The 14,580-nt window shown below is 54.9% G+C and carries 12 protein-coding genes; 5 read left to right on the top strand and 7 right to left on the bottom strand.

Going from position 1 to position 14,580, the window contains the following annotated elements:
- Positions 1-293: 293 nt before the first annotated feature.
- A complete protein-coding gene (locus ACFFIY_RS14330; RefSeq protein ID WP_354199434.1) occupies positions 294-1,196 on the bottom strand; it encodes a DMT family transporter in 903 nt (300 codons plus the stop codon).
- Positions 1,197-1,322: 126 nt separating this feature from the next.
- On the opposite strand from ACFFIY_RS14330, the gene ACFFIY_RS14325 reads away from it, so the two are divergent.
- Both ACFFIY_RS14325 and ACFFIY_RS14320 read left to right on the top strand, forming a co-directional pair.
- Entirely contained in the window at positions 1,323-2,048 is a 726-nt protein-coding gene (locus ACFFIY_RS14325) for an MgtC/SapB family protein (RefSeq protein ID WP_354199436.1), read from the top strand.
- An 11-nt stretch (positions 2,049-2,059) separates the two neighbouring features.
- Positions 2,060-3,067 (top strand): cation diffusion facilitator family transporter, encoded by a 1,008-nt coding sequence (locus ACFFIY_RS14320; protein ID WP_354199438.1) that lies wholly within the window; start codon positions 2,060-2,062, stop codon positions 3,065-3,067.
- A gap of 75 nt (positions 3,068-3,142) precedes the next feature.
- Here ACFFIY_RS14320 and ACFFIY_RS14315 read toward each other — a convergent pair whose 3' ends face one another.
- Entirely contained in the window at positions 3,143-4,312 is a 1,170-nt protein-coding gene (locus tag ACFFIY_RS14315) for an iron-containing alcohol dehydrogenase (RefSeq protein ID WP_354199440.1), read from the bottom strand.
- A 113-nt stretch (positions 4,313-4,425) separates the two neighbouring features.
- Between ACFFIY_RS14315 and ACFFIY_RS14310 the strand changes: the two genes are divergently transcribed.
- Entirely contained in the window at positions 4,426-4,716 is a 291-nt protein-coding gene (locus ACFFIY_RS14310; protein ID WP_354199442.1) for a DUF378 domain-containing protein, read from the top strand.
- Positions 4,717-4,740: 24 nt separating this feature from the next.
- Here the strand turns inward: ACFFIY_RS14310 and ACFFIY_RS14305 are convergent, their stop codons facing one another.
- From ACFFIY_RS14305 to pruA, 3 genes are all read right to left on the bottom strand, one after another.
- Positions 4,741-5,985, bottom strand: coding sequence for a Glu/Leu/Phe/Val family dehydrogenase (locus ACFFIY_RS14305; protein ID WP_354199444.1), 1,245 nt, complete (start codon positions 5,983-5,985; stop codon positions 4,741-4,743).
- A gap of 91 nt (positions 5,986-6,076) precedes the next feature.
- Entirely contained in the window at positions 6,077-7,270 is a 1,194-nt protein-coding gene (locus ACFFIY_RS14300; RefSeq protein ID WP_354199446.1) for an ornithine--oxo-acid transaminase, read from the bottom strand.
- A gap of 82 nt (positions 7,271-7,352) precedes the next feature.
- Complete coding sequence (gene pruA, locus ACFFIY_RS14295) at positions 7,353-8,894, bottom strand: L-glutamate gamma-semialdehyde dehydrogenase (RefSeq protein WP_354199448.1); 1,542 nt, start codon at positions 8,892-8,894, stop codon at positions 7,353-7,355.
- A gap of 143 nt (positions 8,895-9,037) precedes the next feature.
- Here pruA and ACFFIY_RS14290 point away from each other — a divergent pair, with 143 nt between their 5' ends.
- Positions 9,038-10,351: a sigma 54-interacting transcriptional regulator gene (locus tag ACFFIY_RS14290; protein ID WP_354199450.1), complete on the top strand. Its 1,314-nt coding sequence runs from the start codon at positions 9,038-9,040 to the stop codon at positions 10,349-10,351.
- Between the two features lie 53 nt (positions 10,352-10,404).
- Here ACFFIY_RS14290 and yugI read toward each other — a convergent pair whose 3' ends face one another.
- On the bottom strand, positions 10,405-10,779 hold the full coding sequence (gene yugI, locus ACFFIY_RS14285) for a S1 domain-containing post-transcriptional regulator GSP13 (RefSeq protein WP_354199452.1): 375 nt from the start codon (positions 10,777-10,779) through the stop codon (positions 10,405-10,407).
- 98 nt (positions 10,780-10,877) lie between these two features.
- Positions 10,878-12,971, bottom strand: a complete 2,094-nt coding sequence (locus ACFFIY_RS14280; protein WP_354199455.1) for a sigma factor-like helix-turn-helix DNA-binding protein — start codon at positions 12,969-12,971, stop codon at positions 10,878-10,880.
- 143 nt (positions 12,972-13,114) lie between these two features.
- On the opposite strand from ACFFIY_RS14280, the gene ACFFIY_RS14275 reads away from it, so the two are divergent.
- Positions 13,115-14,443 (top strand): sodium-dependent transporter, encoded by a 1,329-nt coding sequence (locus ACFFIY_RS14275; RefSeq protein WP_354199457.1) that lies wholly within the window; start codon positions 13,115-13,117, stop codon positions 14,441-14,443.
- The last annotated feature ends 137 nt before the right edge of the window (positions 14,444-14,580 follow it).

Here is a 14,580-nt window from a genome sequence, read left to right as displayed (position 1 = left end):
CCAGGATCAAACTCTCCATAAGAAGAGTATGAGTAAGCTCATACTTTGTTGCTGGCATATCTGCTTGACATGTCCGAATCATGTGTTTTCTTCACCCGACGGGGTCGGGATCCGAAAACAATTTTATCAGCGTTTTGCTGTTCAGTTTTCAAGGTTCATCCGCCGTCTTTTAACTCGTTTCGGCGACTTTATTATCTTAACACCCTCAAGTATTGATGTCAACACTTTTTTCAGCCGGTTTTGATCGGCGTCTTAAGGACAAGTACTACTATACCCCATGACGGGGAGGAAAATCAAGCCCTCTTTGCAAGAAAGAGTTTTCTGATTTTCCTTCCATCCACTACAAACAGGATGATGCCTGCCAAGACTACAAGACCGCCGGCCACTTGGGTGGCAATCAATTTCTCTCCGAACACGTAATAAGCCAGAATTGCAGCGCCCACCGGTTCGAAAAGAATGGCGATCGAGATGACATTCGTGCTGACCCAGCGAAGTGCCCAGTTGAAAAGCGAATGCCCGAACAGATTCGGCAGGATCGCAAGCAGGGCGAACCAGAACCAGTCCGAGGCCGGGTAGGGACCGAACTGCTCTCCCTTAAGAAGCACGTAAAAGAATAAGGCGATCGTGCTGATGCTGTAAACGACGAATGTATAGGTGACGAGTGTGAGCCGTTTCCGGACATCCTGCCCGAACAGGAGGTATCCGGTGATCAATGCACATGCAATCAATGCGAGCATGTCTCCGTATAGTGCCTGGCCGCTCACCCGGAAGTCCCCCCAGCTGATCAGAATGCTTCCCGCAATCGCAATCGCTCCGGAAAGAAGCGTCTTGAATGTCATTCTTTCTTTAAAGAAGAAGTAGGTCCCGGCGAACGCGAACAGCGGCTGAAGCGTGACAAGCACTGTTGAACTTGCCACCGATGTGTAATTCAATGATTCAAACCATAGAATAAAGTGAAAGGCCAGGAAAACTCCGGCGATCGCCGAGAAAAGCCAGTCGCGCTTTTGCATAAGTTTCAGTTCATGTCGATGTCGGGCGAAGAAGGCCGGCGCCAGGACAACGACCGAGAAAAGCATCCGGTAAAATGCAGTCACGCCGGAATCGGAAGAGGTCAGCTTCACGAATATGGCGGATAAAGAAACGGTGATGACCCCGATGATGATGGGGATATAAGGATGAATCGGCGGCTTGTTCATTCTGGTTGCACTTCCTTGTTCAAAGTCTTGATGATGCTCGTTTTGGGGTATCTGTAATGAAAGGCCACCATAAAGCCTACCACTAAAGGGCCGGGTTGCCCATTGCCAATTTAAAGGGGGGATTTCATGGAATATTGGATGTTTTCGCCCGCTCTGACGACAGAGACTCTCATCAAACTGGGGCTGTCCGCCCTTCTTAGCCTCGTCATCGGAATTGAGCGGGAATTAAAGCGGAAACCGGTGGGCCTAAAGACAAGTGTCGTCATCGCCACGTTCAGTTGTCTCTTGACGATCATTTCAATTGAAACCGCCTACTCCACTCCTGCCCGGGAAGATATCAACATTACGATGGATCCGCTTCGGCTGGCTGCGCAAATCGTTTCCGGCATCGGTTTTCTCGGGGCAGGTGTCATCTTAAAGAGGGGCAATGACAATATTACCGGCCTGACGACCGCCGCGATGATCTGGGGTGCGGCAGGAATTGGGATCGCGGTGGGCGCCGGCTTCTATATCGAGGCGGCCATTGCAGTCGGCATTGTCATGTTTGCGATAGAGGTCCTCCCCCCTCTCATGAACATCATGGGACCGAAGCGTTTGAGGATGAAAGAATTGCTGCTCATCGTCCGGCTCTCGGATGGAGATGACATCAAACGTCTGATGGGCGAGTTGTCCGTCCCCGGCTACACAATTGAAAAGATCCGGATGACGACTCTGCACGAAGACGGTCAGTTTACCGGTCACGAGCTTTCCGCAAGGCTGTCAATCCCGCCAAAGGTGGATCCCGGCACCATCTATGAAGAACTGCAAAAACTGGATTACATCAAAACCATCGAACTAGATATCCTATCCTGACGGAGGTCGACATGAACGAACTATGGAAACTACTCAAACACGGAAACAAACCTTCCCTGCTGGCGGCAGTCGTCAATACGGTCATTGCCCTGCTCAAAGGTGCGGGGTTCCTGCTGACGGGAAACGTCGCCCTGTTTGCCGAAACGATGCATTCATTCGGAGATGCGGCGAATCAGTATTTTGTCTATGCCGGGTCCGCCTTGTCCAAAAAGGCGCCGACTCCGAGGTTCCCGAACGGCTTCGGCCGGATCGTCAACCTCGTCTGCCTCTTTGCGGTTGTCGTTGTCGGCATCATGGCCTATGAAACAATCATCGAAGGCTGGCATCACCTGCTCCGCCCTTCTGCCTCCAGCGGTTTCTGGATCAGTTTCTCCATTCTTTTGGCCTCAACCCTTCTCGAGTTCAGCGTGCTTTATAAGGCCGGAAAAGAGATATTGCATGATGCGGGCATTGATGGAGGACCGCTCTCCCCCATCACAAAAGGTTTTTCCAACCTGAAATCGGCCCGCCCTGCGACTAAACTGGTGTTCATGGAAGATACGGTCGCCACTGCAGGCGGTCTGTTGGCTCTTGTGGCCGTCGTGCTGGCGCGCTTCTTTGGTCTCGGGTGGACAGAAGGACTTGCCTCCATGCTGATCGGCGCCATGATGTTTTACGTGGTCGGTGTCGTCTTCCTTGAAAACGCGCGCGGGGCAATCGGCGAAACCGATGAGGAGATGCTTAAGCATATTGCTTACCTGGTGGCTGAGGATCCGGATGTCCGGGACCTCCAGAAAGTGGAGGTCATCAAAGAAGGCGAGGCCCTACATGTGGAAATTATCGCCGAAGTGGAGCCGACGCTTTCTTTCGCCGAAGTGGATGACATCCGTGACCGGCTTCTCGACATCGTCACCAGCCAGAAAAACATTGCAGACGTGATGATTTCCTTTGATGAAGACGACGGCATCCGCACTTTCAGGCGGGACGGCAGGCTGCGTGGCGCAAATCCGCATCCGGACATACTGAAAAAAATGAATTGAGCCGTGCAGCATCCCCCAAGATGCAAAAAAGCAAGGACTCCGGTCGCTTCAGGCGAACCGTTGTCCTTGCTTTTATTAAAGGCTGTTTCTCAGGATGGTCTCGATTTCATCCGTGCTGAGCTTCGCAAAATTGCCGAGAGGGCCATGGACCGACGCCTTCTCTGCCATGAGGCGGATGTTTTCATCACCGATGTTGTAGTCCGCCAGGCGGGTGGGCGCTCCGAGGGAAGACCAGAATTCACGGAGTTTCCCGATGCCTTCCAGCGCGGTCTCCTCCGTTGTTTTTCCTTCCGGATCCACTCCGAAGACTCGCACCGCCAATTGGGCGAACCGCTCGGGTTTGGTACCTTTCCCGACATTGAACTTCATCCATTGAGGGAACAGGATCGCCAGCCCGCCTGCATGAGGAATGTCATAGACTGCTGAGACGGCGTGCTCGATGTCATGTGTTCCCCAGTCGCCGCGATAGCCCATCTCGAGGAACTTGTTCAGTGCGATGGTCCCTGCATACATGATGGTTTCGCGCAGATCGAGATTTTCAGGATCTTTCATGAGTTCGGGTGCCGTGCGGATCACTGCGCGGAGTACGCCTTCGCACATTTCATCCTGGACCGGGGTGTTCTCGGCATTGTTGAAATACTGCTCGAAGATGTGGGACATCATGTCCACCATGCCGTATACGGTCTGGTCTTTCGGCACACTCACCGTGTAGGCGGGATCCAGGATTGAGAATTTCGGGAAGTTGAGCGGTCCGCCCCAGCCGTATTTCTCCTGTGTTTCTTCATTTGTGATGACCGAGCCGGCATTCATTTCCGAACCGGTGGCCGCGATCGTGAGGACGGTGCCGAACGGCAGTGCATCGGCGGCGCGTGCTTTCCCCGTGACGAGGTCCCATGGTGCACCGTCGTATTTGGCCGCGCTTGCGATCAATTTCGTACAGTCGATGACTGATCCGCCCCCGACTGCCAGAAGAACATCGATCCCTTGTTCTTTGCAGATCTGTGCTCCTTTTTCTGCTGTCGTGACGCGCGGGTTCGGTTCCACGCCGGACAGTTCGTGAACCTCCATGCCGGCTTCGCCGAGTACGCGCATAACGTCATCGTACACCCCGTTCCGCTTGATGCTGCCGCCGCCGTAGACGACCAGCACCTTGTTTCCATACTGCGGAAGTTCAGATTTCAGGCTTTCAATCTGGTTCCGGCCGAAAATCAGCTTGACCGGGTTCTGGAAAGTAAATGGATTCATGGCTTCTCCTCCTTCACTGCATTTTCTCATTTCCCGCATCCCCTGCCAAACGTCTTGCATTGCATGCATAAAGAATGGGCCATCCGTACATCCTTCTAATGGGAGGTGTACGGATGGAGACCGCAAGAAAGATTGCACTTGCCATCGCCATTATCGGCGCACTGAACTGGGGGCTCGAGGCGCTGCTCGGGTTTGATATTGTCGCAGATCTGGCGGGCGGGAGAGACGGCGGCATTGCCCGGTTCCTATATGGACTGATTGCGTTGGCCGGTATCGTCAGCCTCGGCTACCTGTTCCCCGGTGAGCGGAGCCGCGTGCGCGCGGAGGACCGGGATGAGCTCGCCTGGCAGTATCGTCCGCCCGCAGGCGTGCCGGAAGACAAAAACAGGACCGCTCCCGACTGAGGGAACGGTCCTGTTTCAGTTAAATCAAGCCCAGCCGCGGAAACGCGCAGCTTCGGCCGTTCTGCGGATGCCGACCATGTAGGCGGCAAGGCGCATGTCGATGTTGCGGTTCTTCGCTGTCGTGTAGACATTGTCGAAGGCTTCCGTCATCTTCTGGTAAAGCTTTTCGTGGACTTCTTCTTCAGTCCAGTAATAACCCTGGTTGTTCTGTACCCATTCGAAGTAGGAGACCGTGACTCCGCCGGCGCTTGCAAGCACGTCCGGTACGAGGAAGACGCCGCGCTCCGTCAGGATCTTTGTTGCTTCGGCCGTCGTGGCACCGTTCGCGGCTTCCACGACGATTTTCGCTTTGATGTCATGTGCGTTGTCGGCGTGCAGCTGGTTTTCAAGCGCAGCCGGCACGAGGATGTCGCAATCGAGCTTGAACATTTCGTCGTTTGTGATCGTGTCGTCAAACAGCGTCGTGACGGTACCGAAGCTGTCGCGGCGATCGAGAAGATAGTCGATGTCCAGGCCGTCCGGATCATGGAGTGCCCCGTACGCATCGGAAATCGCGATGACCTTCGCGCCTGCGTCATGAAGGAACTTCGACAGGTAGCTGCCTGCATTGCCGAAGCCCTGGATGATGACGCGAAGTCCTTCGACTTCCATGTCCAGACGCTTCGCCGCTTCACGGATGGCGATGATGACGCCTTCTGCCGTTGCCCGGTCACGTCCTTGCGAGCCGCCGAGCGCGATCGGCTTGCCGGTGATGAAGCCCGGCGAGTTGAACTCGTCAATGCGGCTGTACTCGTCCATCATCCATGCCATGATCTGTGCGTTCGTCATGACGTCAGGAGCCGGGATGTCCTTCGCAGGCCCCATGACCTGGCTGAGTGCGCGGACATATCCGCGGCTGAGCCGTTCCAGTTCGCCCATCGACATCTCACGAGGATCACAGATGATGCCGCCTTTGCCCCCGCCGTACGGCAGGTCTACGATGCCGGCTTTCATCGTCATCCACATCGAAAGTGCTCTGACTTCGTCTGCTGTTACGCCCGGGTGGAAACGCACGCCGCCTTTTGTCGGGCCGACAGCATCATTGTGCTGAGCACGGTAACCCGTGAAGACTTTCACCTTGCCGTCGTCCATTTTGATCGGAATGCGGACTTCGGTCATGCGGATCGGTGCTTTCAGCAATTCGTACATGCCTTCGTCGTAACCGAGCCGGTTCAATGCTTCGTGGATGACTTCCTGTGTCGATGCTACTAGATTCACGTTATCGCTCATAGTGTTGATTCGCCTCTTTAAATCATAATGGGATGCTCGGGATTATTGTAACACATAATGCCGGCAGAATTCACATTTCCTTCACAAGTTATTAAGCGGCAAAGACTTCGCGAATCTTGCCGAGTGCCCAGTCAAGCTCTTCTTTCGTGATGATGAGCGGTGGAGCGAAACGGATGACCGTATCGTGTGTTTCTTTGCAGAGCAGGCCGAGTTCTTTGAGTTGTTCGCAGTAAGGACGAGCCTCGCCGTGAAGTTCAACTCCGATGAAGAGACCGCGTCCGCGGACTTCTTTGATTTCTTTGTTGTCGATTTTCTTGAGTTCGCCCATGAAGTATTCGCCGAGTTCCTGAGCTCTTTCTGCCAGGTGCTCGTCTTCGAGGACTTCAAGCGCTGCGATGGAGACTGCGCAAGCCATCGGGTTTCCGCCGAATGTCGAACCGTGGGAACCGGGGTTGAACACGCCGAGGATGTCTTCATCCGCTGCTACGCAGGAAATCGGAAGGACGCCGCCGCCGAGCGCTTTTCCCATGATATACATATCAGGCTTGACGCCTTCCCAGTCGCACGCGAACATTTTGCCGGTGCGGGCAAGGCCTGCCTGGATTTCGTCCGCGATGAAGAGGACGTTTTTCTCTGTGCACACTTCACGGATTCCTTTGAGGAAGCCTTCAGGAGGAATGATGATGCCGGCCTCCCCTTGGATCGGTTCAAGGATGATCGCTGCCGTGTTTTCGTTGACCGCTTCCTTGAATGCGTCAAGGTCGCCGTAAGGGATGTGGACGATTCCCGGAAGAAGCGGACCGAAACCGCGCTTGTATTCAGGATCGGAAGTCATGGAGACGGCTGTCATCGTACGGCCGTGGAAGTTGCCGTTGCAGACGATGACTTCGGCTTTGCCTTCTTGGACGCCTTTGACGTCGTATGCCCAGCGGCGCGCCGCCTTGAATGCCGTTTCGACGGCTTCTGCACCTGTGTTCATCGGAAGGACCATGTTTTTGCCTGTAAGCTTGCTTACTTTTTCATACCAAGGGCCGAGCTGGTCGTTGTGGAACGCACGGCTTGTGAGCGTTGCTCTGTCAGCCTGGTCTTTGAGGGCCTTGATGATGTGCGGGTGGCGGTGGCCCTGGTTCACTGCGGAATATGCCGACAGCATATCCATGTATTTGTTGCCTTCAGGATCTTTTACCCAGACGCCTTCAGCTTCGGAAATGACGATCGGCAGCGGATTGTAGTTCTTCGCACCGTATTTGTCTGTTTGCTCAATGATTTTTTGGGATACTGTCATTCTGTTTTCCTCCTTTAGAAAAACGGGCACAATCAGGTGCGCCCGTTTTCTTTTGTGGTTTGCAGTGTTTCAGGTATGCAGATCAGAATACTTCCGATACGGATTTGGCTTGCATGTGGAGCTGGAGGTAATCCGGTCCGCCGGCTTTGGAGTCCGTGCCCGACATGTTGAATCCGCCGAACGGCTGGTATCCGACAACGGCAGCCGTGCAGCCGCGGTTGATGTACAGGTTGCCGACGTGGAAGTCTTCGCGCGCCTTCTCGATGTGGAAACGGTTGTTGGTGATGACTGCGCCCGTCAGGCCGTAGTCCGTGTTGTTGGCGATTTCGATGGCTTCATCGAAGTCTTTCGCCTTGGAGAATCCGACGACAGGCCCGAAGATTTCTTCCTGCATGACGCGGGCTTTCGGCTCGAGGTCTGCGATGATCGTCGGGTTGACGAAGTAGCCTTTCGAATCGTCGCCTGTTCCGCCGAGTACGAGGCGGCCTTCTTCTTTGCCGATCTCGATGTATTCCATAATTTTGTCAAAGGAGTTTTTGTCGATGACCGGTCCCATGAATTTGTTGTCCACAGGGTCGCCGACTGTGAGTTCTTTTGTCAGTTCCGCCACGCGCTCAAGAACCTGGTCGTACACGTCTTCGACGATGATTGCACGGGAGCAGGCAGAGCATTTCTGGCCGCTGAAGCCGAATGCGGACTTGACGATCGCCTGTGCTGCAAGCTCGAGGTCAGCATCGTTGTCGACAACGATCGTGTCCTTGCCGCCCATTTCAGCGATGACGCGCTTGAGCCAGATCTGGCCTTCCTGCACTTTTGCCGCACGCTCGAAGATGCGCGTGCCGACTTTGCGGGAGCCCGTGAAGGAGACGAAGCGTGTGCGCGGGTGGTCGACGAGGTAGTCGCCGATTTCAGAGCTCGAACCCGGTACGAAGTTGATGACGCCTGCAGGAAGGCCTGCCTCTTCCATCACTTCAACGAATTTGTATGCGACAACGGCTGTTGCCGATGCCGGCTTCAGGAGAACCGTATTGCCTGTGACGGCTGCTGCAACGGCAGTGCCCGCCATGATGGCAAACGCGAAGTTCCAAGGAGAGATCACAACGCCTACGCCGAGCGGAATGTAACCGAAGCGGTTCGATTCGCCCGGGCGCTGATTGACGGGAACGCCGTCTTTCATTGCGACCATCTGGCGAGCGTAGTACTCGAGGAAGTCGATGCCTTCCGCCACGTCAGCGTCCGCTTCCGGCCACGGCTTGCCCGCTTCCTTCGATAGGAGTGCCGAGAATTCGAACTTGCGGCGGCGTACGATGGCCGCTGCGCGGAGAAGGATGTCGGCGCGAACTTCCGGCTTCACCTTTTTCCATGTGTTGAATGTTTCGTCTGCAACGTTCATTGCTTTTTCAGCAAGTTCGCGGCTGCACTTGGAAACATTGCCGATGACCTCTTCACGGTCGGAAGGGTTGAAGGAAACCATCTTATCGTCTGTCATGATCCGCTCTCCGTTGATGATGAGCGGAACATCCATGCCGAGGTATTCTTTGACAACTTCAAAACCTTGCTCGTAGGCTTTCCGATTTTCTTCTTTCGTGAAGTCTGTGAGTGGTTCGTGTTTGTATGGAATCATGGATGATCCTCCTTTGATTTCTTATACCGAGCGCTAAAATTATTTGCACTCTTTTCTTTTCACACTTATAATAATGCAAAAGATCGTTGCGAATTTCAAGTCTAAATATTTGATTGACGCAAAAAAATAATCAGAGGTGGACCATGGCACCTGAAAAAGAAGCATTATGGCCGTTCTTTGAATTCGCTGTAGAGCACGCGGCAGTTGGCGTCCACGCCGTTGACCTGAACGGAAAAACCGTCATCTATAATGAGAAAATGAAACAGATCGAAGGACTGGACCTTGCCGACCTTACGGACCGGACCGTGCTCGACTTGTTCAGATTCGGGAAAAACGAAAGTACGCTCATGAAGGTCCTGCAGAGCGGCGTTCCCGTCCTGAACGCCAAGCAGACTTACTGGAACCGGAACGGGCAGGAAATCACGACCATCAATGATACGTATCCGGTGATGAATCCCTCGGGGATGATCGGCGCTGTCGAACTTGCACGCGACGTCACGGCGCTGGAGAGATTCGTCCATCAGCCGCTCCGAACCTACGACGAAAAAGTCACATTCGCGTCCATCACAGCTGCCAGCGATGCGATGAAGGGCGTCGTGGCGACGGCGAAGAAAGCGGCGGCGGCCCGCCTGCCGGTCATGCTGGCGGGAGAAACGGGCACCGGAAAAGATCTGCTGGCAGGAGCCATCCATAACGGCTCCGCCTATTCGGGGAAATCGTACTATACAATGTTTTGTCCCGGCCTCGACACGCATGACCTCCGAATCTCAATGGAACAAATACGCGAAGACGAAGACTGCACGGTGTTCTGCGACCGCATTGACCTGGCCGGCATGAAAATGCAGGAGGAGCTGCTCCGGGAACTCCACCGGCTTGGAGAGGGCCACCGGCAGTTCATCGCAAGCATCGGGGGCGATGCGATCGATCTCATCGCCGAAGGAAGTCTGCTGAAGGAACTTTATTACTTCTTCTCGTCCATCACCATCTACATCCCCCCTCTCCGAAAGCGGATTGCGGACCTGTGGCCGTTCATCGACGATTATCTGGAACTGCACAGAAGAAGGTTCGGGTCGGCCGTGCTGGCGCTGTCTCCGGAGGTCCGCCAGACATTTGAATCGTACAGGTGGCCGGGGAATCTGAAAGAGGTTGAACTGCTGCTTGATGAGGTCACTTCCGTCCTGACAACGGAAATCGAGATTACGTACGACCTCCTGCCCCACCATTTCAAGCTCAAGGTCCAGGAGGGCTTTTCTCCGGCTAAGCGTCCGCAGGATTTTGTCATCCAGGAGGAGAACGAGTTTTTGCCGCTTGACCAATACTTGCGGGAAGCTGAAGAGTATTATCTGTCGAAAGTGATGAATGTATTCGAAGGCAATGTAACGAAGGCCGCCCAGGCTCTCGGCATGAGCCGGCAAAACCTGCAGTACCATCTGAAGAAATTAAAAAATGGCATATGAAAAGCGGGGCTCGGAAGCCCCGCTTTTTTCTATGCCGCATCCCTCGGTTCGGGTTACTGCCCGGACTGGCGGATCCAGTCCTGCAGTTTGTCGCGGAGTGTATTGAACCCGTCGGCGTCGCGTTCGTCGATCCGGTCCTGAAGCGATTTTCTCGGACGGTCGTCTCGTTTGCTTGCGGGCGGCCGCTCCTGGAGTGCACGGATCGAGAGGCTGATCTTGCCGGCCTGCTCGTCGACGTCCAGCACTTTCACTTCCACTTCCTGCCCGGCGGACAGATAATCATTCACATCCCGGACGAAGCCGTATGTGATCTCGGAAATGTGGACAAGTCCCTGTGTATCTTTGTCGAGTGCGATGAATGCGCCGTACGGCTGGATGCCGGCGACCTTGCCTTTCACCACATCTCCCTTTTTGTATTTGCCTGCCATGATACCGCTCCCAATCGTTGTGGTTTATCCTGTCTGCCTGTTCGGCCATTGAAAATTATACCATAGGGGGCGGCAGGCGGCAAAAAACGGCGGGACCGTCAGTCGGATGAAGCGGGATCGACGAGCCATGTGCCGGACGCCGAATAGTCAAGCCAGAGTTCCGATGATTCGGCGCCGTAGTTCCCGAACACGGAGATCTGTGCACGGATGCCGGCTTCGCCGGGGGAGATGTTTTCGGGATAAAAGGCGACCGTGGTGCTGCCGCCCGACAACCCGTCCGCGATTAGCCTGACCGCTTTTTCTTTGGTTCCGGGTTCCCGCCCGTCCGACAGCAATGCCTTCATCCGTTCATCGCGGTTCTTGAATGCCATTCCGTACAGCACTGCCGTCATGACGGGCGGCTCATCCGCCAACATCTCTATGTCGCCGGAGCGGCTCAGTTCCCCGTAGAGCCTGTTCGCCCTTGACTCGAATCCTTCATCCGGCAGGTCGATCGTCATCGGCGGGAAGCCCATGCTCGAATCGTAGTTCCACTCGGGCTGATCACTGAACGCCTCCATATAGTCATTGTCCCCGAGCCGGTTGTACGCAGCAGATTTCCGCCAGCCGGAAGCTTCCATTTCCTTGACGACCGGCCGGATGATCGAGGCGGCCGTGGAATCTTCGCCGAACTCCGCCATCATCTTCCAGGCTTCCCGCCTTGCTGGTGTCACCGTTCCGTCCTTGCCAAAAACCGGTCCGCTTCTTCCCCCGTGCACAATCTCTTTGAACTGATCATTCGCCAATGCCTCAAGCTGGAACATTCCTGAATATCCACTCCATTCATCCGACCACCGCTCCATCTCCCCAATGTCCCCGGCCAGTTCAACAACCGGCAAAGTGCCCCCGCCAAGTTCCGCGTCCAGCCGTTTCTCATACAGGCGAGCGAAGGCGGATACTGCCGGGTGAAGATGGTCCGCGGCCCCTGATATGCCGGGTGCCCTGACGACCATGGACGGCTGTCCTTCGACCGTCCCGGCCGTTTTCCTGAATTCGAAGCCCTCTGATTTCAACAGCTCTGCCGCCCGCTGTACAGGCGCCGGATAACCGGACAGATCCACGTCAGGCCTGTCTTGACCTGGGGCTCCATTCTCTTTCGCAATCTCCTCGTAATCCGCGAGCCGGTCATACAGGATTGATGACAGCTCCCAGCTTTTCATATGAAACTGCTCGAAAAATTCCAGGCTTTTTTTGAAGTCATCTGTCAACGGTTCCTTCGCCAGCCGGCGGACCATCCCCGATGGAAGTTCAAAATATCGTATGATTTCCTCATAGTCTTTCTCGACTTCTCTTTTCTCAAGCGGTTCGCCCCGGTTGATGGCCTGCTCCGCGAGCATCTTGACAGAATTGAATTCGTTGCGGGCGTTGTCAATCGTATAAAGACCTAATAATTCTTCCTGCTTCAAGCCAAATTTGCCCGCATACTCTGCAAGATCACGATCAAACCGCTCACTGAGTTGTTTGACGAACACTTCATCTGCCGGCCCATTTCGGGAAGACAAATAAAATGCAGAAATGATCAAAAGCAGTGCCGCCAGCAAAACAGCGGCCGCCGGCCATTTCAGCCGGCTTTGCGTCTGCCGAAAATCCTGTTCAGGCAGTTCGCCGGGCTGTTCGGATGTTGCCGGAACCGGGAATGATACTCTGCTGTATGCCCGCTTCAGCAGTTCGAGCCGTCTTTCGAGATGGCCCGGAACGGCAGATTCATCAAGAGCTGTTTTTCCTGCCTGCCGGCTATTCAGCACTTCATCCGGGCTGCATCCAAGCACCTTCGCGGCTTCTTCTGCTTCAAGTCCGTGCATATCGATGAGCAGCAGCGCCTGTCTTGCGTTCGCATCCAGCCGGATGATGGCTTCGTGCAGAGCCCGGTCTTCCGGAAAACGGAACAGACCGTCTGCAGTTTCGCCGCTGTCCCGCCCGGCAGATTCGCAGGCCAATTTCAATAAGAGCAGAAAATCCTGTTCATCCGGGTTTTCTATTTTTGCGGCTTGCCCGAGGATCCGTTCCGCATGCTCGCCAACATCACCGGCGGCAGTTCCGTTTTGATGGATAAATTGTCGAAGTTCGGTCAGATACTGACTTAGAACTGCCCGTCTTTCGTTGATTTGCCGGCTCCGCTGCGCGGCTTCGGCCCTGGCTTTTTTTCCGAGCATTTATTTCCCCCCATCCCCCTGGACTTTCCATTATACCAACGCCTCTCCCCGTCAGGACAGTGTTCGGCAAATCGGTCGGAAGTCCCTTTCTTTCCGTGACTCTTCATGTACAATGGGAGAATCAATTTCTGAAGAGGTGGACCATGGCAAAGAGAGATCAGTGGACGTCCAAGATCGGCTTTATCCTCGCTGCGGCCGGCAGCGCAATCGGTCTTGGTGCCATCTGGAAATTCCCTTATATGGCCGGCATGAACGGCGGCAGTGTTTTCATTTTCCTGTTTATCATCAGCACGATCCTGATCGGGTTGCCGGTGCTCATCGCCGAGTTCATCATCGGGCGCAGGGGGCAGGCGGATGTCGTGACGGCCCTGCGGAAGCTGGCCCCCGGCACCGCTTGGCCGCTTGTCGGCAAGATGGGCTTTGTCCTGTCTGTCATCATCCTGTCTTTTTACAGCGTGGTGGGCGGATGGATTCTTTCCTATCTTGGCCGGTCTGCCGTTTTTCTCGCCGGCGGCGGCATGCCGGATGATTTCGGTGCGCTGTTCGACGAGGTGATCGCCGATCCGAAAGAGGCGATTGGCGCACAGGCCGTATTCATGCTGCTGACCGTCTGGATCGTATCCGGCGGCGTCAAGGGCGGGATCGAGCGGGCAAGCAAATGGATGATGCCCCTGCTGTTTCTGTCATTCATCATCCTGGCCATCCGTTCCCTCACACTTCCGGGCGCGATGGAGGGGATCCGGTTCATGTTCGTTCCCGATTTCCGGTACCTTGACGGGCCCACTGCCCTGCTGGCGCTCGGCCAGGCTTTCTTCTCACTCAGCGTCGGCATCGGCGGAATGATCACGTATGCCTCCTACCTGCCGAAGGAAGAAAACCTTCTCAAGTCAGCCTGGAGCGTGACGGGGCTCAACATCTTCATTTCGATCCTGGCCGGCCTGGTCATATTCCCCGCCGTGTTTGCGCTTGGCGGTTCGCCGGCGGACGGGCCTGGTCTGATCTTCGTCGTCCTGCCCGCCATCTTCACAAACATCCCGTTCGGCGGCTGGTTTATGCTTCTGTTTTTCATCCTTATGCTGTTCGCCACGCTCACTTCATCGATCTCCATGCTGGAAATCACCGTGTCGGTCGGCATCCGCAACCGTTATGACCGGAGGAAGCGGGCAGCTTGGGTGTATGGATTGATCATTTTCATCATCGGCATTCCAAGCGCCCTTTCGTTCGGCCTGCTGGCAGACTTCAAGCTGTTTGGACTGCCGGCGTTCGACCTTGCCGATACCGTCGTCAGCAAATTCGGCATGCCGATCGGTGCATTCTTCGTTTCACTTTTTGCGGGCTATGTGCTGTCCAAAACGGTGACCGACGAAGAGCTGGGCGGCCCGTCCTCCGCTTCCGCCGCCTGGAGGATGCTCGTCCGCTGGTTCTGTCCCGCCGCCATCATCGTCGTTTTCATTTACACGTTGGCCGGATGAACATGAAAAAACCGCCTTATGGGCGGTCAGACTGTAGACAAAACGGACCCAAAAGAAATCTTTTGGGTCCGTTTTGTCATTTTAATGGATATTTCGCATGTTCTTGCCCATAAAACCCCTGGGGGAGGAGCGGCCGT

Origin of the sequence: Bhargavaea ullalensis, assembly GCF_042432615.1 — a bacterium.
GTDB classification, from domain to species: Bacteria; Bacillota; Bacilli; order Bacillales_A; family Planococcaceae; genus Bhargavaea; species Bhargavaea ullalensis.
The sequence above is the reverse complement of the archived record's forward strand: the minus strand, read 5'-3'. Positions and strand labels throughout refer to the sequence as shown.

Bases quoted from the DNA above. Each gene is read 5' to 3' on its own strand.
- ACFFIY_RS14330 (WP_354199434.1), bottom strand. From the start codon at position 1,196: ATGAACAAGCCGCCGATTCATCCTTATATCCCCATCATCATCGGGGTC.
- ACFFIY_RS14325 (WP_354199436.1), top strand. From the start codon at position 1,323: ATGGAATATTGGATGTTTTCGCCCGCTCTGACGACAGAGACTCTCATC.
- ACFFIY_RS14320 (WP_354199438.1), top strand. From the start codon at position 2,060: ATGAACGAACTATGGAAACTACTCAAACACGGAAACAAACCTTCCCTG.
- ACFFIY_RS14315 (WP_354199440.1), bottom strand. From the start codon at position 4,312: ATGAATCCATTTACTTTCCAGAACCCGGTCAAGCTGATTTTCGGCCGG.
- ACFFIY_RS14310 (WP_354199442.1), top strand. From the start codon at position 4,426: ATGGAGACCGCAAGAAAGATTGCACTTGCCATCGCCATTATCGGCGCA.
- ACFFIY_RS14305 (WP_354199444.1), bottom strand. From the start codon at position 5,985: ATGAGCGATAACGTGAATCTAGTAGCATCGACACAGGAAGTCATCCAC.
- ACFFIY_RS14300 (WP_354199446.1), bottom strand. From the start codon at position 7,270: ATGACAGTATCCCAAAAAATCATTGAGCAAACAGACAAATACGGTGCG.
- pruA (WP_354199448.1), bottom strand. From the start codon at position 8,894: ATGATTCCATACAAACACGAACCACTCACAGACTTCACGAAAGAAGAA.
- ACFFIY_RS14290 (WP_354199450.1), top strand. From the start codon at position 9,038: ATGGCACCTGAAAAAGAAGCATTATGGCCGTTCTTTGAATTCGCTGTA.
- yugI (WP_354199452.1), bottom strand. From the start codon at position 10,779: ATGGCAGGCAAATACAAAAAGGGAGATGTGGTGAAAGGCAAGGTCGCC.
- ACFFIY_RS14280 (WP_354199455.1), bottom strand. From the start codon at position 12,971: ATGCTCGGAAAAAAAGCCAGGGCCGAAGCCGCGCAGCGGAGCCGGCAA.
- ACFFIY_RS14275 (WP_354199457.1), top strand. From the start codon at position 13,115: ATGGCAAAGAGAGATCAGTGGACGTCCAAGATCGGCTTTATCCTCGCT.